Source organism: Marinibactrum halimedae, from assembly GCF_021234875.1.
Lineage (GTDB): Bacteria > Pseudomonadota > Gammaproteobacteria > Pseudomonadales > Cellvibrionaceae > Marinibactrum > Marinibactrum halimedae.
The window spans coordinates 11,095-35,981 of record NZ_JAJQVM010000043.1 but is presented as its reverse complement, the minus strand read 5'-3'; the positions used below and the strand labels follow the sequence as shown (position 1 = coordinate 35,981).

Annotated in this window: 7 protein-coding genes; 1 reads left to right on the top strand and 6 read right to left on the bottom strand. The window is 48.2% G+C overall.

All coding sequences use genetic code 11. The annotated features are described in order from the left end of the window. Positions 1-339 precede the first annotated feature (339 nt). Together LU351_RS18495 and LU351_RS20990 are read right to left on the bottom strand one after the other, a co-directional pair. Positions 340-828, bottom strand: a complete 489-nt coding sequence (locus LU351_RS18495; protein ID WP_232595585.1) for a hypothetical protein — start codon at positions 826-828, stop codon at positions 340-342. Between the two features lie 6 nt (positions 829-834). Continuing rightward, on the bottom strand, positions 835-3,387 hold the full coding sequence (locus LU351_RS20990) for a hypothetical protein (RefSeq protein WP_232595584.1): 2,553 nt from the start codon (positions 3,385-3,387) through the stop codon (positions 835-837). Between the two features lie 217 nt (positions 3,388-3,604). Between LU351_RS20990 and LU351_RS18485 the strand changes: the two genes are divergently transcribed. Further along, positions 3,605-4,201, top strand: coding sequence for a DUF4291 domain-containing protein (locus tag LU351_RS18485; RefSeq protein ID WP_232595583.1), 597 nt, complete (start codon positions 3,605-3,607; stop codon positions 4,199-4,201). Positions 4,202-4,208: 7 nt separating this feature from the next. Here the strand turns inward: LU351_RS18485 and LU351_RS18480 are convergent, their stop codons facing one another. The 4 genes from LU351_RS18480 to LU351_RS18465 all read right to left on the bottom strand — a co-directional run bounded on the left by LU351_RS18480 (position 4,209) and on the right by LU351_RS18465 (position 24,878). Then, on the bottom strand, positions 4,209-4,811 hold the full coding sequence (locus LU351_RS18480; protein WP_232595582.1) for a hypothetical protein: 603 nt from the start codon (positions 4,809-4,811) through the stop codon (positions 4,209-4,211). Then, the gene (locus LU351_RS18475) at positions 4,808-6,415 is read right to left on the bottom strand and encodes a hypothetical protein (RefSeq protein ID WP_232595581.1); all 1,608 of its coding nucleotides are present in this window, start codon (positions 6,413-6,415) and stop codon (positions 4,808-4,810) included. Before LU351_RS18475 ends, LU351_RS18480 begins: the two co-directional genes overlap by 4 nt. A 344-nt stretch (positions 6,416-6,759) precedes the next feature. Beyond that, the gene (locus LU351_RS18470; RefSeq protein ID WP_232595580.1) at positions 6,760-7,536 is read right to left on the bottom strand and encodes a hypothetical protein; all 777 of its coding nucleotides are present in this window, start codon (positions 7,534-7,536) and stop codon (positions 6,760-6,762) included. Beyond that, positions 7,533-24,878, bottom strand: a complete 17,346-nt coding sequence (locus tag LU351_RS18465) for a hemagglutinin repeat-containing protein (protein WP_232595579.1) — start codon at positions 24,876-24,878, stop codon at positions 7,533-7,535. The genes LU351_RS18470 and LU351_RS18465 overlap by 4 nt, the downstream gene beginning before the upstream one ends. Between the last annotated feature and the right edge of the window lie 9 nt (positions 24,879-24,887).

Sequence of the window (24,887 nt, the reverse complement as noted above, 5' to 3'; positions counted from 1 at the left end):
GCTTTCCGGCTTTGATATGGGCAATAGCGTCTTCGAGATCGAAAGGAAGGTCTGATTTGGACATGTGTCATCTCCTCTGGTTACAACCAGTTTATGAAAGAAATGACACAGAAATTTGAACACTACCCAAATGACAGACGAAGATGTACACAAAGCCGCCTTATCTGATCCTGATGCACAACCATTAACGTCTTACCAGCTCAGTCAATTTAAGCCTTTTAAACACCTAAAGAATAAGCTGGGTCTTTAAAGTCAGAAAAATTACCTCCAATAAGACCAAAGTATTTCAGTGTTGCTACACTTTGAATGAAGCTCATAATAAACTATGAGCTTTCTTTTTTAAACCACATCAAAATTATTCAAAGCAACAAGTTCATCTTCTTTAAGAAGGTTAATTAAGTTATAAAGTATGTATAAAACACGCTTAGGGGGTAACAACTCACCCCCTCGCACATCGCTTAGAAACTCTTCAGAATTAAATATGTCGGAGTTTTCTACATCCAATGAACACCGTTGAATTAACATCACTTCCAACTCAAATTCTGTTAATTTTTTCACCTCATCAAAGACAAAGGAGAAAAAGTTTATTAACACTGACCGTCTATTATCATTGGTTGATATTTTGTAGCCATCATCATCCAAAAAAAATGACTTAAACTCTCTGTTAAAACTACTGTAATACAAATCCTCCAGGTAGTCATCAAACCAGCTTTCATTTGTAAATCGAGCTTTCTCACCAAACAATACTAAGCACCTCTGCACCTGAGAAATATAAAATATATTTTCCTCAAACGAAGCATTATTAAATTCTATATCTTCTCTAGCCATATGCAATTACTTCGAACCCTTTGTTACATCAATAATTTTGTCTTTCAATTCATGAGAGTCAATATATTTCATAGCTCTTTTATATAGATCATTATTCTTAGATTTCAAAACTGTCAAATTTAAAATTACATTGTCGGCATCTTCCAAGTGTTTCTCAAGTGACTCAAAGAATTTTCTTTCTGTTTTAACAGGCTTCTTTTCAAGTTGACGAATCATACCTTCATTGATTTCACTACCGAAGTCATCAAAAGTCTGACCTTTATACGGCCCACTCAATGAAATAAAATCACCCTTCGGAGCATCTGGTGAAGGCCTTTTGTAACGATCAAAATAACCGTACTTTTCCTCAATTTCAAAAGCTGTCTGGGCTTCTTGAGAACGTAATTTTTTAGTATCCGGATCTTGAGCCAATTCCATAATACGGCTTTGAGGATCAGTTCTTCTAAGGTTTTGAATATCATTTAGCTCTACCGATCCCCTAGAAATGTCATGGGGGGCTTCTGCTTCTGGATAAAGCTGATTTCTAGACAACTCTTCCGCATCACTACTAGGATTTTTGGCAGCCTGATCAACCTCCGGCTCCCTCCTCGGTATCACACTCCTTTCCGGCAACTCACCTAACTCAGCATCCGCTCTCGCTCCTACACTATCACCTACATTTCCCTCTAGGCGAACATCAAGATTATCAAAAGAAGGCAACGCATCAACAACATCATCACCCAACCGGCCAGCAACTCGCCCTGCTGCTCCACCTGCCACATTGACCAAGACTTCAGCAACAGCGTCCACAGTAGGATTATAGCTACCTTGGTGATCTTCAAGGCTGAAGGAATCCACCACTCGTTCACCGCTCTGGTACTCATGCTCCTTGCTGAGGCCATCCACTCCCTCGGCCAGAGTCATCGCTCCAACCGTTCCCAACGCGGCACCTACCGTACAACCCACCCCGGTTGTACACAAACCCGTGGCCCCCGTAACCTCTAGCGTTCCGGCTACAACCTGACCCGCCTGAACTCCGCGAGCGACGATTTGCTCATTGCTACTAATAATATCGTTCGTCGCGTCGCCCACACCGTACTGGAAACCATCGTGCTCGTTGCTTGAGCGACCGCTGCGAATGACATAAGTGGTGTCGACATCGAGCGCTGCTAACGTCTGCAGAATGTCGGCCCCTTGTTCTTTTTTGAGCGCTTCACCTTCCCTTTGTAAATCCGTCAAAATGTCATAGAAATCGTCATTCTCAGAAACACCCGCCGCACAGCGTACCTCTGCACAGGCGAGGGCGTTTAAGCGGTTTAACTGCTCGAAACGCTCTTCACGATTGAGTGATGTATTGTTATTGATCACCGCACGAGCCTCATCGAGCATGCCCGCTTCATAGTGAGTAAACTGCCGATAATCCACCTGCGCATTGCCCACATCATGGCTGCGTTCAGTGCCAGCACGAGCGATGTCGGTATCCGAAGCCCCCTCCAAACCGATATCCGCAAGAGATCCGCTTAAGGCACCGTTCAACCGGCGAGATAGCTGCGCACCAATTACATTGGCGATGGCTTCTTGCTCGGCGTCGTTGTCGCCGCCGGTCATTTCCGTCACGCTCTCGTAGACTTCATGACCTAAAGTGTTGGCCAGATCAGCGGCGTTCTCGGCGTTTTCTACATTGATAAACACATTACCGCGTTGCTCGTGGTTGTCGTCCGTAACCACCGCCCCCATGGTTTGCGCCAAAGCAGTGTTTTGCAGCGAGGTACTCTCGGTTTCTGAAGCGTTATAGAAATTGATGTCGGTGGGATCGATACCAAAACGGGCTTGGGCACGCTGTCCAATCTCTTGGTTCGCCGCCAGTCTTTCTTCGTCCGTGCCATTTTCCAGCGCATTCAGTAACGCTCGACCGTCTGCGGTACGGGTGAGATCGTGATTAAGCAGCGTCAAACGATGCGTGCCGTCCAACGTCTCGTGGAAGCCATCCGCACCGTTGATAGTATCGTTGCTGGCCACTTGCCCAATGACACCACTGAGATCTTGCACCGCGTGCGTGGCATTTTCAGCAACCTGCCCCCACGCCTCCGGGCTCACCACACTCGCCACATTCCCTCGCCAGGTATTGAGTCGTTGATTCCGCTCGTCGTCCGAACCCACCAAATTACCAATGGACTCAACTGCTGTGGAGGTGGCGTAGAGGTCAGTATTCTCTTCATCGTCACGGGTAATTTCTTGGGCGATGGCGATGTCACGATTGAGGTCTGCGAGGCTCTGTTGTGGATTGTTGCTGCCAGTACCTACGCGGGTGGCTGCGCCTATGGTTTCAACCACTCGTGATGAACGTCCTACCGTGGTTGAGCTCATATCCAACGGCTTCAACCACTCTTTTGGATTGAATACGCTGGTTACATTGTCTTTCCATTGGGCCAAACGCACATCGCAGAATGCTTCACTGCCCACCAAATCCGTTAAGGCATCCACAGAGTAGGGGGTGGCATAGATTTCCGTAGTCTCTTCCCTGTCTTTGGTAATCTCTGTTGTGAATAATGTATTTAAAAATTCATATCGACAGGCCACCCTACGAATGCTAGCTTATCGATTCTTATGAGGCGCAATCCCTTGAGTCGACTAAAACTACCGTTCAAGATCGATAATTGCTGATGTAATTTAAGGAAGTGGAAAAGTTTGACGAGGCAAATGAATATTTAATGAATAAATTTTTGTATGCGTCTTTAAGTAAGAAAAACTTAAAAGTATGATAAAAAATAAGAATTAATAACGTAAGATCAACAAAATGAATATCCCTACTCGCCAAATCCGCGCAACCTATAATGATAAAACCATACGAGTTTACCAAGCCTACAACAATAACATTGCCAATACAGCATTAGAACACGGCACATTCATTTCACCACCATTTAAAATAGATCGCATGACGTGGATTAAACCTTCATTTTTATGGATGATGTATCGATCTGGATGGGGTAAAAAAGACAGCTGTCAGAATCGGATTTTGGCAATTGATATTACCCGTGAAGGTTTTGACTGGGCGCTTAAAAATAGTTTACTGAGCCATCGAGCAAAAATTTTTGCAAATAAAGATGAATGGCTGAAAATCAAAAAGGCAACTCCTGTTCGTATACAGTGGGACCCTGAACGGGACTTGCATCTACAACCATTAGAGCATAGAGCAATTCAAATCGGCTTAACAAACGAAGCTGTGCCTCTATACGTTAATGAGTGGATACAAAATATTACAGATATAACGCCTCTGGCATTTGATATTCATTCGCTCGTTAACGAAAATAAACTGCAAAACGCTCAAGATCGCCTACCCATTGAGTTGCCATACCCACTTCCTGAATATCTAATTAAACACTTAGATGGATAACTTCAAGCTAGATTCTAGTAACCTTCCAAAAATCAAACCCTTCAACCTCCCAGTACACTTCACTGGAAGGCACACACCAAAGAAAATCCTCTGAATAACCTTTCCACCCATCTGACACAAGGCTTTCATGACAGCGATCCCAATCTCTATGGAGAAAAATTTTTCGATCAAAGTTAATACAAAAAAGAGGCAACTTTGAAAGAATTTCATTAATCAATTTAAAATCCCTGCTTGGTATTTCATCATCAAATAACAAGGTATTTTCAACATGACGAAATAAACGCTCACAATTTTCTATCAAAACAGACGAGTGAAAATATTCTTTCAAGTCTTCTTTTGATACGAGGTTTGTCGTCTCAATATTTAAATAATCCTGAAAATTATTCTCTGTAAGCACCAAAATGCCAGCTCTAAACTCTTTACATGCGGCTATATATTGATTGCGCGTTATGCGCCCTTTAGATAAATAAGCAGAGTACTCTTTATCAGCATCAAGAGAAAAATTATATTTATAATCAATAACCCAATAAAACTTTCGTTTATGAATAAATAAACCAATACTTTTTTCACCATTCCATAAATCTTCTGATAACTGATCATCAAATATCACTTTTTAAATTCCTCAAAAAATTCTTGTTGAGTTAGAACACGTGCTTTAGATGAATGCTCTTTAAGTAAAGACTCCCACACCTTAGGCAACTCTAGGGCTGTTCCCGGTTTAGTTTCATCAACCACCTTTGGGGCTTCTGGACTACGAACAACTCCAGGTACAGGTCTCTGTGGTATCGCGCTCTCCATAATAAAGTCATGCAAATCATTATCAACTTCAAAAACAACTACAGTTCCATCGGGACGGTTATTAGTTAAATAATAAGAAGCATGGTCCGAATTTCCTACACTCACGCACAATTGCCCTGTACATTGAGGATTAAAATCTATAGAACCATCATCATTAACCAAAATACGGTTTTGACTGGTTTTTGTGCCTGAACCTCCGCCCTCAACTCGGAAGTAAGTTGTAGTATTTGATGTATTTGGAAGATCCCCTGAAGAAATTTGTGAATTTTCCGGCAAATCACCTAACTCAACATACTCTCTCGCCCCAATACTATCGCCAATATTCCCCTCTGGGGCTAGAACACTTCCACCATCTGCTAACGGCCTATTATCCACCTCACCCGTTCGGGAACTAATCCGTTGCTGCCCTTCCGGATTATAGTTCTCATTATTCATCCCAATATTTAAATCAGAATGAACTTCACTCCCTTCCGGTGGCCCTCTTTGGCTATTTCCACTCTCAAGTTGCGCTCGACGATCACCTACGTCTTTAATCGCACCAATAACGCCACCACCTCCAGCGGCGCCCAACAAAGTGCTGGCAATTAACACACCGCCCTTATCATTCAACTCTTGGTCGTCTAGATAAAGAGGCATTTCAACACCATTTTGTACCGCCTGCTGAAAATCTCCTCGCTCAACAGATGTTTGCTCTAATGCAGCGTTACTGATGTATTCGCCCACCCAGTTAGTCGCATCGTCCATCGCTTGACCAATGGGTGAGTCAGCTAGCACTTGATCTGCTACATATTGAGCAGCGCCTTTGACGCCCTGAGAAGCTACCATTCCCACTTCAATCACTGTGGCTAAAGCAGGGTCAACCTGCTCCATCGCCTCGGCAACTTGCCCTGCGCTATCAACTACACGCCCCAACGCCGTTTCTGGGCCAGTACGACCACTAACATCCGTAGAAACTAATGACGATTGATTATCTTCAAAATCTTCAGCTTGGTATTCAATCGTGTCTGCAAGCACATTAGGCTGAGGCGCCTGAATCGAAGGAGTTTCATTTGACTCTGTACTTACCCCAGATTCTAAGGCCTGCTCACCAGCCGATTGAGGATTAACTTCTCTTTCCACCGCAGCAGCCAGCGCATCTGTAGCGCTAATAAGTTCTTTTACATCTTCACGCTGAACTAACGCTTCGGCCTCATCACGACTTAAGTCTGAGTGGTCAATGGCAGAGATCATCAAATCCCGTTGAGCACCAGGATCTTCCGTTAGCAAAATATCCAATACCTGGTACTTCTCTCCCAATTCCTCAATGAAGGCGCCGGTGATGCCCACAATTTCACCCACGACTTCTTCACTCACCACACTCGCCACATTCCCTCGCCAGGTATTAAGTTGTCGATTCCGCTCGTCGTCCGATCCCACCAAATTACCAATGGACTCGACGGCTGTGGAGGTGCCGTAAAGATCAGTATTGTCTTCATCGTCACGGGTGATTTCTTGGGCGATGGCGATGTCACGATTGAGGCCTGCGAGGGGCTATTGTTGAACAAATTAATTGGGATAATTACGAGAGAATAGTGACCTTTATAATTTTCGGCAGAGCTCTTGTGCTCAAGCACAAACTATAGGCTTTACGTGACACAGAATTTTGAACAGCCTCTTCGAATATAAAACCATCAGTTTTCGGAGGTAATTTTCCAAAAATCAATGGCTTTTTGAGCACACTTACTTATGGACAGTGTGGACAGGACATCACGGTGATCATCCTAACATGGTGTTCCCCGGTTACTACCGGGCTTCTGGAATAGTAAATGGTCGAGTTGGCGTGACCTGCAACTTTTCAAAAAATCACTTGCTTCATCAGGATTATTTTGAAAAGAGGTAAACTGACTTTCTGTTATTTGGTAATACTCTTCATAATCGACAATGCCATTTGTCACTGGAATAGACAAAAAATAATTGCCGGAGGCTGTTTCGATACCTACAGAGAATCGGTGTGTTTTACTAAAAAATTTTTCTTCGAATTTTATATTGCCTTCGCATGAAGATTTAGAATTATCTAAACTCCAATCATAAATACAGACTCCTACAATTTCTTGATCAGGATCATCTTCAAGATCTACTCCTCCAGCAATAAAATACATGCCTGGAATAATCTCTTCATTTTCATCACATAAATGATGTACATCATTAGCATCATCTAGATAGAGTTGATGTTTCACCTTCCCAAGGGGATCTCCTATTTTCACATCCTCATAAATGGAACCCTCATAGCCACAGGATGCCTCTATAGAGATCAAAAAATCTTGCTTATTGAAACCTAATTCCAAATCACCATCATTTAGGTATAAAAAACTTCCACCACTAGATAGCTTATAAAGTAACAGACCAACATTATCTTTTGTTAAATTTACCGTCCATTTTACTGACCTTTCATCAATAATAGTTTTTACATCTTTCAAAAAAAACTCAAGCGGCGTACCTAATTCAATACCTGCCAATGACTTTCCTATAGTAGCTTTTTCACTTAAATTAAAAATCACTTAACCACCTCATAACGACCATTTTTAAATTCCAATCTTCGCCCAGATGTATCATAAAAAGTAGAATTTTTTGCAGTCCCTTTAAATGTCTCTGGGTCGATCACATAAACTTTTTTATTTCCATAAGCGTCAGCTTTTCCAGGCTTAAAAGTGAATTTAGTGTATTCACCAACATGCTGACTTCTTTCACTACGAGGCTTTCCTGCTGTTGACCGACTGTACTGCACTTTAGATAATTCGTGATGATCTTTTAATTCAATAATTTGTGCGTTACCAGAACTACTGGCTCTTGTAGGAGTCGATTTTACATCATAGCCTTTTTGTTCAAAATGTGTTCTAAGTTGCTGTGAATCAAGGCCATATGCATTTGAAGGATTATCCATATCAATATTATCTGGTAACCCAGCCTGCTGGGATAAGTCTCGTTTATGTTTATTTGGATTATTATAACGAATTTCTGGAGGAGTCTCTTTCCCACCAAACTCCAACTCCTTAACCGATATATTTTCTGGCGGTATATCCTGAGCGTCAATAATCGCTTCACGGTTACCATCCGGTAATTTACCTCCCGGTAGCCATTGGCTATTTGTACCCGCTTCATTTCCTGAAGGTACACGCAAATTCAACTCTTTTGGATTAGATACATCAACACGTAACAATGTGTTTCCTTCCAAGAAGTTATCCGGTAAGCCCAATGCACTTTCTAACGCCCTTGGGTCACCATTGGCCGCATTCAGTAAGTTATCACCCTCTCCTTTCGGCAATACAAACGATGTTCCATCACGCTGAGCAATACCATATTTCTTGTAATTGCCTTCTGTAACAAACTTGGTAACACCCTCTTCAAAGTCAGTTAAATGCTCATCTACCTGACCATCAGGGAAGTAGGTTGATGGATCTGGCCTTTGACCTTTCGGTGTTTGAACTACACTTTCCAATACTTCTGGTGCAATATTCGTGTTGTCACTTAAGTCTTTATAATCAATAAGTGGTCCTGAATTTCCTTGTGATACGTCGTTATAAAAATCATCAGCTTCTCCCTGTGAAAGATCATTGACCAAATTCCCCTCTGCACCATCACCCCGCTTACCCAACTGCCTCAACACATCGCCAGTTGTTTCAACTGCCGTAACGGCAGCATCCTTAGCTACCTTCACACCAGGAGCAACTTCCACAGCAGCGAGACCAGCGTTTAATAAATAATTAGGCGCTTCCTCAAAAGTGGCTGGATTTTCGGCATTTTCGACTCTCTGGCCAACTTCAGACTCATAATTGACCGCTACATCGCCATGTTCAACCGCCTGACCCAGCAATTCCCTAGTAAAGCCAAAGCCCGCATCCCCATCTTTTAGATCTAGAAGCGGTGCAATGGTGAGTGCTGCGGCTTCTTTGGTTACCCCCTCTGCCAAATTGTTGACTGTAGTTGCAAACCCATCAGTATTGGCAGAAGCCCAATCTTGAGCTGCATCCATGCCCGAGTATTCAAATTCCTGCTTTTCTCCTCGTTGGTACGTTCCCGCATAAGGACCTTTATCAACGCTAACTTCTTGATAACGCTTTGTGCTAACTCCCAGGCCTTCCAGCATCTGCACGACATCCGTGCCTTCCTCTTGCTGAATAGCCTCACCACGGCGTTGCAACGCTATTCTGTAGTTATAGCGTGGATCATCCTCTGGAATGCCTGCTGCACATCGAATGGCGGCGCAGTTCAACGCATCTAAACGAACTTGCTGCTCATTTTTCTCCTCTTGAGTTAATGAACTGTTAGCGATAGCGTCTCGTCCGGCTTGAAACATGCCCATTTCATATCGGTTCACCTGACGATAATCCACCCGCGCATTGCCCACGCCATGGCTGCGCTCGGTGCCAGCGCGAGCGATGTCGGTATTCTGAGCACCCTCTAAATCTCTGCTCGAAAGACCGCCATCCATCAACTCATTTAGGTTGTAGGCGTGTTGCTCTCCTAATACATTCGACAGGGCTTCTTGTTGAGCGTTGTTATCCTCGCCATTAAGGAGCGTGGCTCGCTCGTTAACTTCATGACCGATGGTATTGGCAAGGTCTGAATGATCTTCAGCGTTGGTGACGTTGATGTACATTTCACCGTAGTGCTCACTGCTTTCATCCACAACGGTGGCACCGAAAGTGCCAGCCACAGCCGTATCTTGCAGTGAGGTACTCTCCGTCTGGTCTCCATCATAGAAGTTCACCTCACTTGCTTCAGTAATACCTAGGCGTTGCTCTAGCAGTTGGCCTATTTCCGACTGCACTTGCAGGCGCTCTTCTTGATCGCCCTCTTGGAATCGTCTGAGCAGCTCTTGGCCATAGGGTGTGCGGCTTAATTCATGTTGCACCAAACGGGCTTTGTGCTTGGTATCAAGCGCACGGAAAAAACCACCCACCCCACTGAGATTGTCTTCATTGGAAACCGACTTACCCGCATTGGCAAGATCGCGGGTGGCATCGAAGGCATTGATAAGGACTTCGCCCCAAGATTTAGGACTGAAAACACTGCCAACATTGTCTTTCCACTCATTAAGCTGCTCTGTGGCGGTCATTTCGCCTACGCCAGCGAGGTTTTTTGTGGATTCCCAGGCGGTAGAGCTGGCGTAGATGTCGATGTTTTCTTCTTTATCGCGAGTGATTTCCTGTGCGGTATCGATATCGCGGTTCAACCCACTAAGATCAACATTGGTGTCATCACGAACGGCAATGGTGCCATTACCAACGGTGGCACGATTGATCTGTTTGCGGTCTCTCTCGTAGTAGTTGCCATCCACTCCCCAACTACTCGAACCTTCCTCAGCATTAGTATCGGGGTTGTCTCCACCAAAGCCAAAGCTAACACCGAGGTAGTAGCTCTCTTCTTTGTCGTGGTCTTGAATATCGCTGAATCCAAGTGTTCCTGTGCTGAGCGTAAGATTGCCATTGTCTTGAAGTTGGCCATCTTCACCCTCATCCACAGCTGCAATCACAGCACCGTCAATTTGGGTATGACCACCTACGTTAATGTTGACACGCTCACCCGTGATTCCGGTTTGCTCATTCACCCACGCTTTGGAGCCTTCGGTTTCTCCGTAGCCCACACTGCCATTCACACTTACGCCCGCACCGGCAGTGACGCCCAAGCTCACATCCCAACGAGAGCCTTCTACTTCACCCGTGTCTTGTACGGATGCGACGGTCAGGTCGCCGCCAACATCCATATTCACTTCACCACCGTGCAGGTTGGCACCGGCAACCGTGGTATCGCCACCGCTGGTGATGCTCAAGTTATTGCCCGCTGTGATCTGACCATTGGTGTAATGAATCCCGTCTCGGTCTAGCTCGCCTTCGCCCATAGCAAAACTGGCTTTCACACCAATACCGTCTGAACCAAAATTAACACCAGCAGCGGCACTCAAATGACTGTCTTCAGAACGACTACTCGAAGCATCTTGTGCAGCTTCAATAATGATGGATTCACCCGCCGCAAGGCTGGCGTTATTGTCAGCATTTAAGGTACTGCCGGTAACGGTAAGATCTTCACGAGCATTCAGGTGAAGGTTGCTGGCCGACAAGCCACTGCCAATGGCGGTGGTGCTGCGGGTGTTGAGGTCGCTTGCCGACTGGCTAAAACCACCCATGATATTGACGTTGCTTTGACTGGCGTTGAGCGTAAACCCATCCTGCCGATAGCGAGTTCTCATATCACTGTCAGTGGTATTGCTGACAGCTAATATGTTGATGTTCTCAGCATCGATAGTGATGTCATTTTTAGCACCAAGATTGGAGCCCGCGACATTCGCATCACCACCCGCTTCAAAGGTGACATTGTCACCTCCAACAAAGCTGCCACGAGCTTGACCAAAGGTGTCACGGCTTCGAGTTTCTGTGGTAGTGCGACCCACATGCACTTTGATACTGGGCCCCGTATTATTGAGCGCGTCCATAGCGCGCATGGCACCCGATGCATTACTGACGGCATTGTCACCTTGACCAAGATTACTGATCGTATCCCAGGTGTTTTCTAGGTTGTAATTGGCGGTAAAGGTAAAGCCATCACGGGTATGACGCTCTTTTTGTTCCGTACTGACTTCTTCCGTAAAGGACAGGATATTGATGTCATTATCAGCGGAATACTGCACATCCGCTTCTGCTAAGACATCACTCCCTATTTGTAGAATGTCATTCCCCGCATTAACACTGATATTACCTTCAGCGGTTAGCGTCGCCGCTGCCGCTGTTACACCGGTTGTGGTATTGCGTAGGCTGGCAATATCATCACCCGCAAACACACTGGCATTGTTGCCATCCGCACTCACCGCAATACCGGTATTCGTCTCTTCACTGCGGCTCATGGTGCTGTGGCGGCTTTGGCCGGCGAGCAGGTTAACGTCACGTTCGGCTTCGATGCGAATGTCGCCACCGGCGTTTAACCCACTGCCGACGATATTGGCATCGCGGCTGGCTTGAACGCTGATGTTGTCGGTGGCGTTGAGAATGGAGCCAACGTAATCTGTGGTGACTTGGCGATTCTCTTTGGCGGTTTCTTTTGCCACGCTGAGCATGTCACCACTCACGTCCAGCCCTAGGCCGTTGCGACGACGCTCTGAATAGAGGCTTTGGGTTTGTTCATCACCGAGGATATTCACATCGGCGGCTTTTTCTTCTTCGTTACCGAAGCCCGCCACCGCACTGATGTTGTCGGCGTTGATGTGGCCTGCCAAGACGTTGATGTCGTTGTGGGACAGAAGTGTGGTGTCGCCACCGGTATTGATTTCGGTATGGCCTAGGTACTCCACCTGCACTTCACTGGTACGAGAAGAGCCGAATAACCCCCCTGCGTAACTCTTCTTTTTGTAGTGGAATTCGTGGTTGTATTCTTCACCAGAGACCACATTCAGATCACCGCCAGAATAGGCATCGAAGTCACCGCCCGCGCTCACTTCCGTACCGACCATCGTCACGTCACCGGAATTGAACAACTGTAAGCCGTCGTCGGTGCGATCTGCGTTGAGGCCCACATCGCCCCCAGCGACTAAGGTGGTGCCGTGGTGAATAACGCTGATGGTTTCGTCGATCTTGACCTTCTTTTTAAAGGTGCTTTTCTTTTTACGCTTGCGGCGAGACTCGTGGTATTCCGACACCCCCAGCAAGTTCATTTCACCCCCAGCGGCGAGGTTGATGTCCTGCCCTGCGGCAAAAAGGGTCCCTGCTGTGGTGAGGTCGTTGCCTGCGGTGATGCTTAAGTCACCGCCGGTGGTCACGCTGGCCACATCGAAGGTGGTGTCGTAACGGATATCGTATCCACGCTTACCGTAGCGCTCTGTGCCAGTGGCGATCTCAATGGCCCCAAACAGCAAGTCACGGCCAGCGCTGATGCTAACACTGTCGGACGCAGCCAATTCTGTGCCTGTAAGGTCGATGTCTCTTCCGGCGTCAATGGTCAAGTTCGTGCCAGAGAGGATTTCAGCAGCGGGGCCAACCTGGGTATAAAACTCGACTCCGCTTTGTACCTCCGACACCGAGTGTTGGCCAACACGAATACGCTGCCTAAATTCTCGCTCAAATTGTACCCTTTCCGATTCAGTGCGATTGATTAGGTCATTACCCGCCGTCAAACTAACACGGTCACCTTGAAGTCTCGCCCCACCGGTATTGATAAGATTATTTTCGGCTTCTAGCCAAAGGGCATCACTGGCCAAGGCAAAGCTGTTATTGGTGATATCTTGGGCAAAAATACTGATATTAGAGGCGTTCAGGGTATTGTTATTGATGAAGTCGCCATCAACCTCTAACAAGATATTGTCGCTTGAAAGGCCGTATTCATTGGTAAAGTCACCGCCTAAATCCAGATGCAATAAGCCCGTATCAAACAAGGTAGTGTGAGTTAAACCCAATTCGGCATCGGTTGCCAAGCGCAGTGTGCCACCGGCGGACAAACCAGACTCTAGTTGGAAACCACCCTCGGCGGTTAAGTCCATATTGCCTGCGGTGCCAATGCTCACCCCTGCTTCGAGTAAGTCATTTTGACGAAGCGCGGCATAAAGGGTGTCGGTGCCGGATTGCAGCGTCTCACCATCAAAACCAAAGTCGGCGGTAAGGGTACGAATATGGGCATCGCTCAGGAAAATATTGGGCGCGACTTCGTTTCCGTTCAACAACGCTAAAGTATTGTCGGGGGTAAATTGCAATGGCGCCTCATCCGTGAGCGGTGCAGTGGCGAAAGCCAATAAGTCTGCTTCCGTCACTTCCGACGCCTCAATGCCTAACGCTTGCGCTACCGCTTCCATTTGAGCTTGCAATGCCGCTTGGGCTTCGCTGACTTGGCGCTGCTGCTCCAACACTTGGTTGTTGATCAACAAATCACGAATGATCAGCTCTGGGTTATGGCCATTGCTCAGTAAGTCGGCATCGGCGCCGAAGGCCGCTCTGGCGGCAGCGTAATCTTCACCGTTGCCTGCACCATAGTTAAACTCCGGCGCTTGTGAACCCACCAACAAACCATCGATGGAGAACCCCTCAAAACCGGCAGCGGCCAATGTGGATAAGCCACCGTCTACAGGATTTGTGACTTGGCTGAGAGAGGTTTCAGACAACGCATCTTGCTGACCCAAAATATCCGCATCGGCCTGTGCATTGCTAAACACGGTGTTAACGCCAATGGTGGAGGGGTCAATATTGGCATCCGATGCCCCATTTTGACTGGCACTCCGCCAATCGCTATCATTAATGGTAGAAACGGATGGTGACTGGAAGCTGGGGTCATTAACCGCCGTGATAACACCTGTATCAAAGCGAGGTTTGACCGGGCCAGCAGGAAGATAGGTAGGGTTCAAACCACCACTGCCGCTAGTATCAAACTCCTCGCCAAGCTTGACTGTACTCCATACTCGGTCTGTGGCTGAGACAGCCCCGTTATTTGCACCATCCAGTCCATTACTGGCATCCAGTCGGGCTTGATTGCCCTGCAAACTCCGCTGCTTGATACCACTTAGGCCCACTTGGTAAGGGGTAAAGCCCGCCAACTCTTTTCCTTGATCGTTCGCGGCGGTAACGCCACCAAAAACAGCAGAGCCACCCGAAGTAGCCGTACCTGCAGTAACATTGTGGCTGGCAGTACGATTACCACTGGCAACGGCTAATGAGCTGCCATAAGTTTGAGAAACAGAGGCTGTGGAGTTGTTAATGCCGGAGGTGGCAGCGCCACGAGAGGCGGTGCCAGCATTGCCGGAAACAGAAGTATTCTGAGACATATTTTGGATGGATTCAGGAGCGAGATCATTCACCACTATCTGACCGGAGAGGTTTCCAGTGATGCCACCAGCAGAGGCAATGGTGCCAAAAGCACCACCGCCGGTGTAAGTCGTGTTTTCGCTGATCAGAGTGGTCTCGGTTCTATACGTTTCGAAATCCCCTCCAACGCATTCACCAGTTCTTTGATCCGCCATCGTACAGTTTAAATCTTGATGTTCGACAACTTCTTCCTTGCGTTCAACCACTCGACTCTGAGCAACATTGTTCGTGATCCCTTCACCACTGATATTCAGAACACCGCCAGAAGAAATGGTGCTGAAGTCATTCGTTATTCGTCCATTGAGCGTTAAGTTATTCCCAGAAGCTATAACACCAGACAATCCAGTACCTTCAGCGTGATACTCAGTACGAGTCAAACGCTCAAACTGTATAGACTGCTCAACGGCAATCTGCTGCCCATTGAGAACTTCACGCAGAGGTATAACAGGACCCTCCTCCACTTCTGGCACGCCAACTTGCGAGTAGGTCACACTGCCCCCCACACGATTATTATTAATCGTGCCACTCAGACTCAAATCCCGTACGGCACTGATCCGCCCACCGTTGTTATTGATGGTACCGCCTGTCAATGTCGCATTTCGCTGAGAATGAATACTCCCTGTATTGGTCACCGAGCCATCAATGGTCATATTGGTGCGGGCGAACAGCAAGTCGCTGTTGGTCACAGTGCCATTAATATCCAACTCATTGGCCGCAACGGTACGCTGGTTATGGGTATTACCCACGTTTAAGCGCAACAATTGGTTACTACTGAGGGTACCGGTATTGGTGAGATTATTGGCATTAAGGGTGACGGTATTGCCACCGCGCAAGGCACCGCTGTTGGTGACATTACGGTTGTGGGTGGTGATATTGCCGGTGGCCACCACCTGCCCGTGGTTGGTGAAATCGTTGGCTTGGGTATTGATGGTGATGTTATTGGCCGCACTGATGGCATCAGTGGTATTCAAAGTGAGGCCATTGCGAACCGTTAGGTTAACGTTCGAACCGTTGACTTGATTCACACCATCAAACGCAGCGGTATTGATCGCGACCGTCCCATTGGATTGCAAACGCCCACCGGTATTGATAACGCGATTGACATCCACTTGAGCGCCGGTCGCCCCAGAGACAACCCCATTGCTGTTGTTGAACGTGCCGCTGGTGTCGATATCCACCACATTGGCACGGCTGCCCACCAACCCTTGGTTACGAATGCCGTTGGCATTGAGCGTGACTCGGCCTTGGCCAGATACCGTCCCGGCCAAATGCAGTGAATTACCACCGTTAAGCGTCAGCGCACCATTGCTGCGAATTTGGCTGCCAGCGCCGTCTGAATTAATGGACGACGCATTGACCGTAAACGTCCCAGTACCCGAGTGGAACATGGCGCCATCTCGGTTATTGAGCGTGGTGGCTGCAATATTCAGGTTGGCGCCATCACCGTGAATTAAGCCACCAGTATTAGTCAGCGCAGCCACTTGAAGGCTGCTGTTACCCCCGCCAGTGCCCTCAATCGTGCCACTCACATTACTGAGATCACCAGAGCGGACGGTAAATTGGGTACCGCGCAGAGTGCCGTTATCGTTATCAAGAAGGCCCGTGGTCGACACCGACAACGCCCCTTTCGTATCAACGGTGCCGTTCTCATTAAGCAGGCGGCTACCCACCACCGTGAGAGTGCCGGTACTGGAATGACGGATTGTCCCGTCCGTGTTGGTGAAATCACCATTGGTAGCGCGAACCGAGAAGTTGGTGTTTTCAGACTGAATCACACCACCGGTATTGTTAATGGAAGCCGCCTGCACCGAGCCATTGCCCCCGGCCAACGATGTGATCGTGCCGTTGGTGTTGTTGATAGAACCTGCGGATAAAGCAAGCTGGTCGCCTTGCAACACGCCGTAAGAATTATTGATCACCCCTTGGGTGTTAATGGCTAAAGTGCCATCGGCAATAATGGAGCCATTGGTGTTATTAAGCGCGCTATTAATGGCAAGGTTGCCTTGGGTATACAACCGACTGCCACTATTGGTGAAGGTACCCGCACTGTTAAGCACAATGCCTTTCTGAGCAAAAACGCTACCCGCACCTTGTATACCACCATGAAGTGCCGCCTGGCCGGCAGTGGCAACCGTGCCACCACTGACATCCACTTGACCATTATTTCCAAGCGTTAAGGTGCCGTTTCCAGAATGAACCAACGAGCCGTTATTCGTGAAATGGCCACCAAATGACAAGTCGGCACTGTTACTGGTCAAACTGCCTTGGTTTGTGAACTGAGCGGCACCAAAGGTCGACGATGGACCTGTTAACACCACCTGGCCTGTGCCTTCATTCAAGAATTGATTACCACTAAAATTCCCGTTCGCAGCTTCGATTCGGCCACTGTTGTGCAAGGTCGTAAAGCCGACGATATCAAGATCGGCAGAAGATAGGGTGGCATTGTTGTCGAGGGTTTGTGCCTCAAGCGTCGCCTTATTAGTGCCGAACAACAATAAGTCGTTAACGATTGTTGCGGCACTGACTTCTAAGACGTTGCGGGCAACCATGCGCCCTTGGTTAGTCACTGTTTGGTTGGCAGCATTAATATCTACCGCATTCGCGACCACGACACCCGCAGCGCGATTCGTCACACCACCGTTCAGTGTTAATTGGCTCCCTGCCTCAAGCCTTCCACCGTTATCCACCGCAGAACTGGTAATGGCTAGGCTACCCGTACTGCTGACATTACCGTTATTGGTGAAAGCAGTCTGAGTATTCAGCGTGAGAGTGCCATTGCCTTGATGGGCAATAGTGCCGCCAGTGTTATTCAGGTTCGTGGTAGCAAGCGTCCAGTCTTGGGCAGATGACACCAGTGTGCCCGCAGCATTATTAATGCTCACCACCCCAGACAAATTCAAAGAATTAGCAGCAGAATCGGTTGCAGACACTCGGCCACCGGCAGAATTATCGAGGGCATTGGCAGAGAGAGACACTATCCCACTGCGAACCTGCCCACCACGGTTATTGACGTTGCTGGCCGACAGCGATACCTGATCGTTCGCCACCATCACACCGTTGTTATTCACCATATCGCCCGACGCCGTCAAGGTGACAACTTCACCGGATTCGATGCGGCCATTGGTGTTATTGAGTTGATCGGTGACCGCAGATAACCACTGCATTGCCGACAAAGTACCGCCGGTATTGGTCAAGGTGGCCACATCAACCTGCATTGCACCACCACTGGTAAAGGTTCCTGAGGTGTTATCCAATACGGAGCCACCGAGATGAACATCGTTCGCCGCTTGTATGCGTCCACGCTGGTTGAAGGTTGCACCAGTTAAAGACAGGCCACCTTGGCTAACCACTACGCCATCGGCATTATTCAGCTCACCCGCCGACAAGCTGCCATCACCTAGCAGCAAAACACTGCCATTGCGGTTATCCACCGCTCCTAGCTGCAAATCGCTGCCACGAGATTGGATAACACCATTCTGATTATTCAATGTGGAGGCAACGTTTAACTGAAGTGATTCACCCACCGTGCTGCGAGAAGCCAATACGCCGTTTTGGTTATTGAGAGCCTGTGCCGTAAGAGAAAGTACATCCCCCACGAGGGTACCGGAGTTCAATGCATTGAAGGTCGATAGGGTTACGTTCGACGAATCCACCAAGCCACTGTTCGTGAGGGTATTCGCCGTCAGCGATAACACAGTATTGGCACCGATCTCACCGGCATTCGCTATTTGGTCTGCTTGGATGGCAAGTTCACCTACACCTCGCTGCAATAACACGCCTCGATTATCGAGGCTTGTTGTATCGATCGTTAGGTTGCCATTTTCTGTAGCAATCACACCACTGGAATCCAGAGCCGCCTGGAGCGTTAAGGCCATATCTGTACTCGATAGGACTTGCCCATCGGTATTGCTCATGCTGCCGGCGTTTACCACCATTGCCGCACCGGATTCCAACGCACCTTGGTCGTTACGAAGCCTATTGGCTGTGGTGAGATTTATACTCCCTTGTGCCTGTAAGGTGCCACCTTGGTTATTCACTCCCACTCCGGCTTGCTGACCCATCAGATCAATTACCAGGTCATGGGTCGAAGCGATGCTGCCGCCTTGATTATCCAAAAAGCCAGTGCCAGTCAGTGAAAGTGGGCCACTTCCCTGCTGCAAGACGGTTCCTTGTCGATTATCAATTTGTTGCGAGATCGCTAAGGTTAATGTGCTCTCAACCGCCGAACCTCCTCCGGCTACCACCACACCCCCTTGGTTTAGCAGCTGCGCGGCACTCACACTCATTGCCCCTTCCGATTCCAACACACCACCGGTGTTATCAAGGTTTTGTGCCTGCAACTGGAATTGTTCGGCGCTGATTAAGCCATTTTGAAGATTGCGCACCTCTGTGGCCGATACCGATAACGCACCGGCAATCGCGACAGCACCACTCGTATTATCCAGCTCCCCCACATTCAATTCGGCCCGAGCGGCACTCAGGTCGGCGCCTTCACGCACAATTTGTCCATTCTGGTTGCTCAATGCTTGCAACACATCCAGTCGCAATACCCCTGCGCCCAGCAACGCAATACGGCCGTTTTGGTTATCGAGCGAAGTGGATGAAATGGTCAAACGATCACGATCAGCTAGGGAGTTTTGTATCGACGATGTTTGAGCACGATCAACAGCCGCAAGGCTGCCGCCGCTGTTGTTTAGAGTTTCAGCATGGATGCTTAATACCTCTGCCACAACAGAGCCACTATTCATCAAACTCGTTGAATCAATCGCAAGGTGATTTTGGGTAGCAATAGAACCCGTATTACTCAATCCATCGGCACGAATATCACCCTCGCCCAAGATGATTTGTCCGGCATTCGACAACGTGGTTGTGTTCAAAGAAAGCTGATTGGCATTCAACTCACCAGCTGCCAGCTGTGCTAGCTCGGTGGCGGCAATAATCAACTCAGCCGCTCGCAGCTGGCCATCAGTAGTCAGTTGATTTGAATTAATCGATAAACTTTCTGATTCGATGCGCCCGGCTTGTTGGTTATCGAGCGTGACAGCATTAATAACGGCGGTGTTTGCCGTGATAGCACCGCGATGGTTCGTCAACCCATCAGTCGTGATGTTGATTTGGTGTAAGGCACTGACTGTGCCGTTGGTGTTATCCAACTGACCTGCGGATAAATCTAAAACCGCACCGTTGGAGGCAATTTCCCCATTGCGGTTGTTCAATTGGGCAGTAACGGCAATCGCGCTTGTATCGGTTCCGGTCAGCAATAATTGACCCGCTTGGTTACTCAGGTTTTGTGCCTGGATCGACGCAACACCTTCCGACTGAATTAAGCCACCATCGTTATCGATCATCGTGGAATTCAAAGTCAGATCGCCTTGTACAACCAGTTGACCTTGGTTTTCCAGAGTTTCTGTCGTTACCGAAGCGTGACCTGCATTAAACAAACCATCGACTAAATTACGAAAACGCCCCACAGTCACTGTGGCATCGGCACCGCTGGTGAGTTGACCTCCATTAACCCACTCCTCTGCCGTGAGTCTCACTTGATCATTGGCGGCGATACGACCACCTAAGGTGTTATCAATCTGCCCCGCCAGAATAGCCAGCACGCCCTGGGAGACAATTTCCCCTCCCTGATTGCGTAAGGTGTTGAGAATATCCAGCTGTAACACCCCTTCCCCGAAGAGGAAAAGCTGCCCGCTGTTGTTATCGAACGTGGTTTGAGCAAGTTGTAGATTCTCGCCGTAACTGGCAAGAGTGCCTCGATTTTCAATGTGGCCCGTTGTTAACATCAAACTATTGGCTTGTAATCCATCGGCCACCACCTGTCCTGTATTAACGAGGGTTTGGGCGGATAATGCCACCTCGTCCCCTCGCACAATACCGCTGTTATTGAGCGAAGACGCCGCCAAATTGACGGTATTGTCGGCACGCACCTCACCGCTATTGGTGAGTTGATCTGCCTGAATTTGTAACTGCTGCGCTTGAATAACCCCTGATGTGTCTAGGCTCTGAGTTTGCAAATCCAGCACCCGCTGACTCGAAAGACTCCCCGCCTGATTCTGAATAGAGGTCGCCGTAATCGACACCGCCGCATCAGCGCCGCCCTCAATTAATCCGTCGTTATTGAGTAACTGGCCTGTATTAATTTCGCCACTATCGCCGGCAATCAGAATCTGCCCTTGGGTGTTATCCAACACCTCGGCAATACTTAGAGAAAGAGAATTACCCGTCGCCGCCTCTCCCATCACGCTGCCGGCCACATTACTGAACGAGTGCGCATTTAATCGCACCTGCCCCGAGCGGATGTCTCCGCTGTTGTTATTGACGGTATGCGCGTCAATTTCAGCACCGAGCGCAGCCTGAATCACCCCTTGCTGGTTATTCAGTTGCTGGGCAGATATCTGCAAGGCATCGTTGGAAAGGATTTGCCCGGCTTGGTTTTGAAGAGCTTGCTGTGCCTCCAGAGATAAGACGCCCGCACCAGCCACCACAATCGTACCGACGTTGCTCAACAGCGCAGAAGCCACCGATAGGTCGCCATTTTCTGCACGCAAAACACCCGTGTTTTCGAGAATTTGTGAGCGAAGTGTTTGAGAAGATTGGCTTTCAATATGCCCAGAGTTGGTCAAGCTATCGGTTTCAATGGCCAACTGGTCCGCCGAAATTACACCGTCATTGCGCAAGGTAACGCTATCGACCCGCACTTGGCCCTGACCAACGATTTGGCCATCAGCAAAATTATTGAGTGTGTTCACCACTAGGTGGGCATCGTTATCGAAGCGCAATTCACCGTGAGAGTTGTCGAGGCTATCGGCTTGTAATAAAGCAATACTGGCACTGTAAATCTGGCCGAACTGGTTATCGACTTGCTCAGAAAGGGTTAACGATAATCCGTTTCCATTAGCATTGACGGCACCCAGCTCACCGCGCTGGTTATCCAGTGACACCGCTTCAATATTGAAGCTACCCGCCAGCATTTGCCCCTGTTGGTTGTTTAGGGTATTGGCGAGCACAGACACCGCACCAGCGGCTCGAAGAGCCCCTTGGGTATTGTTGATCGAATCAGAAGACAAGGTGAACAACTGACTGTTGGTCAGTATTTCACCTGATTGGTTGTCTAGCTGCGCCGCAACCGTAAGGCTTGATGCCTCACTTCCCGTCAGGGCAATCGCTCCGTCACGGTTTTGCAAGACGCCAGTAGCAATCCGACCTTGGCCAGCAATTTCAATTGCACCCTCGGTATTCTCCAGGGACGCCGTATCCACACTGTTCGTAGCACCTGCCAACACAATATTGCCTTGCGTATTCACAATGCGCTCAACAATATTCAGCTCGGAGGATACACCGCTCTCGGCCACCACGGCTCCAGATTGGTTAAATAGCGATGTCGCCGACAGAGAAACTCCCTCTCCGCCCTGAATCAAGCCACCTTCATTACGAACCGCCTCAGCAGTAATGGACATCACTCCCAATGACGCCAGCTGCCCGCCTTCATTAGCGACCTCATTGTGATTCAAAATCAAACCACCCTGAGAGGTAATGCTTCCGCCTCGGTTATCTAGCCCCTGTAACACCTCTAAACGCAGTACACCCTCTCCACGATAATGCACCGCACCACCTTGGTTATTCAGGGCTAGGCCTGATAAACGCAACTGCTCGCCAGCACTTTCGATCACCCCTTGGTTATTTACCGTGGCCGTCGTTAATTGCAGTGACTCGCCCACCGTACCTGTCGCAACGAGGTTGCCAGCGTTATTCACCGTCGAGGCGGTGATTGCGAGATTTTCCCCTTGAACAATGGCGTTCGCACTGTTCGTCAATTGCGCTACGGAAAGATCGATGGAGGAAGCTTGAATTTGACCACCATTGAGCAACGAATCGGCGTCAACATTCATGGCATTTACGGCCAACAATTGGCCTTGCAGGTTGTCTACCGTTGAGGACTGGACGACAAGGTTATTACCAGCGATCACACTACCATCAGTAATCGATAAAGCCTCTGTAGTAAGAGAGAGGTTGTCACCACTCAATACACCGCCACCATGGTTCAAGCTAGCCGCACTCACCAAGGCATCACCTTCACTGGCCATCACACCTTGGTCGTTATCCAACTGGTTTTCAATGTCAACAACCAGTGACTCTGTGCCTGCAGATTGAGCGACCAAAGTACCAGCTTGGTTATCGAGGCTTCGTGCTACCATAGATAGGCGTTGACCGGCCATAGTGCCAACACGGTTTTCAATTGTATTAGAAGACGATACCGCCACCGCACCATTAGACAGAATCTGCCCATCATTATTGCTTATCGTCTCGCCGCTCAATGCTAACGAAGACGCCCCCACATGAACGATATGACCGTCATCATTATTGAGTGAAGCGATATCAAGCTGCGCATGGTCTGCCGCGATCTGCAGGGTACCGCTGGCGTTATTCAATTCACTTATGATCAGCTCAGGAGCCATGACTCCATCGAAAATCAACGCACCCGAATTGGCAATTCGATTCCCTTGCAGTCTCGCTGCATCAAGGGTTTGGATTACGCCCACGTTTTCTATCTCAGGCGCTTGAATTGAAATGGAACCTTCCGACAACACACTACCGGCATTGCGGAAGAACTCTGTGGCATTGAGCGTAGCGGCCCCTTGGCTGGCCAAGAAAGCATCATTGATGTTGAAAGTGTTGGTCGCAATCAGCAGGTTCCCCTCGCCCAATTGCTGAAAACTACCGTTATCGAGGGTAAATTGATCACTCTCTATTTGAAGGTTTCGGCCTTGAATGGCACCGCTGCTGGTAAACGCAGATGCATTCGCTATCAATTCATCCGCCACCCACGTCCCCATATTCATGAATTGACCTGCAGTAACTGAAGCACGATTACCGTAAATCACACCTTGGTTCTCAAGTCCATTTTGAACATTAAGGTTCATTGTGCCTTGATTCAGCAAACGCCCGTCCGAGTCTAAGCCTGCATACACTTCGCCCAACTGGCTCACTGCCGCCGCATTAACCGTAAGCTGATTTAAAGCCCCTAATAAATTCTCATTGTGATAAGTACCACCAGATTCAATCGTCACGTTTTGTGCGTAAGTGGTGCCAGTTGTGGTCACATTATTATTTTGCGCCGTTAGGGTCGCCTCGTTACCGGCGATGGTGTCTTTCAGGCGAATCTCACCATTGGCTGTGAGTTCGAGATCATTAACGCTATTAATTAAGCCTTCACTACGAACCCCTAAACCCGCTTCGGTGCCCACCAAGGTAATATTATTGGCGTACATAGCACCCAATGCAGAAGCATCTAACGCAAATTGAAATTCTGTATTCGTATTTAAATTAGAGGCCCCCGAAACAGTCCCGGTTTGATAATCAATGTAATTATCGCCGGTAACAATATTCAACTCATTGGCGTAAACATTGGCATTTAATTGTAAAGCTCTTGTGTACACATCAAACTTTGTGATGTTACTGGCATTTAAACCTTGGCCATCAAAAAACACACTGCCTTGGGCAATATTAAAACCGTAGAGTTGACCATCGCGCACATCTGGTACACCAGTGGCAAAAACGGCACGCGGGGTATTAATAAATCCACATCCATTACACGTAATACCATTGGGGTTGGCCAAGACAAATTCGGCCGATTGCCCTGCAATTTCGGTTAACCCCAATAGGGTAGACACATTGGCCCCTGTCACTTCGGCCAAAATAATATCGGCCTGTCCGCCCGCCAAATGACGGTTACCGTCTACCCAACCGCCTAAATTCGTGAGGGTCGGCCCAACACTGTTGTTTAAAATCAGCCCTTGATCAGAAACATTAAATTCACGAAAACGGTTGTGTGAAACACCGGCACGGCTGACTTCGGCAATATCCACCACCACTGTGCCATTTTGAGACTCACGAATTCGAGCCCGCTGGTTGGAGGCTGCATTAGCGTCCACCTCAATTCCCACAGAGGTATTTTGCTGAGGCGCGGTAAAAGATTGAGCGGCAGAAAGTAATGGGTTTGCCCACATGACGAAGAGCAATACACGAGCGATCCTGGCCCGATTGATGGGACTGAACATAGTTTTACC

Bases quoted from the DNA above. Each gene is read 5' to 3' on its own strand.
- LU351_RS18465 (WP_232595579.1), bottom strand. From the start codon at position 24,878: ATGTTCAGTCCCATCAATCGGGCCAGGATCGCTCGTGTATTGCTCTTC.
- LU351_RS18485 (WP_232595583.1), top strand. From the start codon at position 3,605: ATGAATATCCCTACTCGCCAAATCCGCGCAACCTATAATGATAAAACC.
- LU351_RS18495 (WP_232595585.1), bottom strand. From the start codon at position 828: ATGGCTAGAGAAGATATAGAATTTAATAATGCTTCGTTTGAGGAAAAT.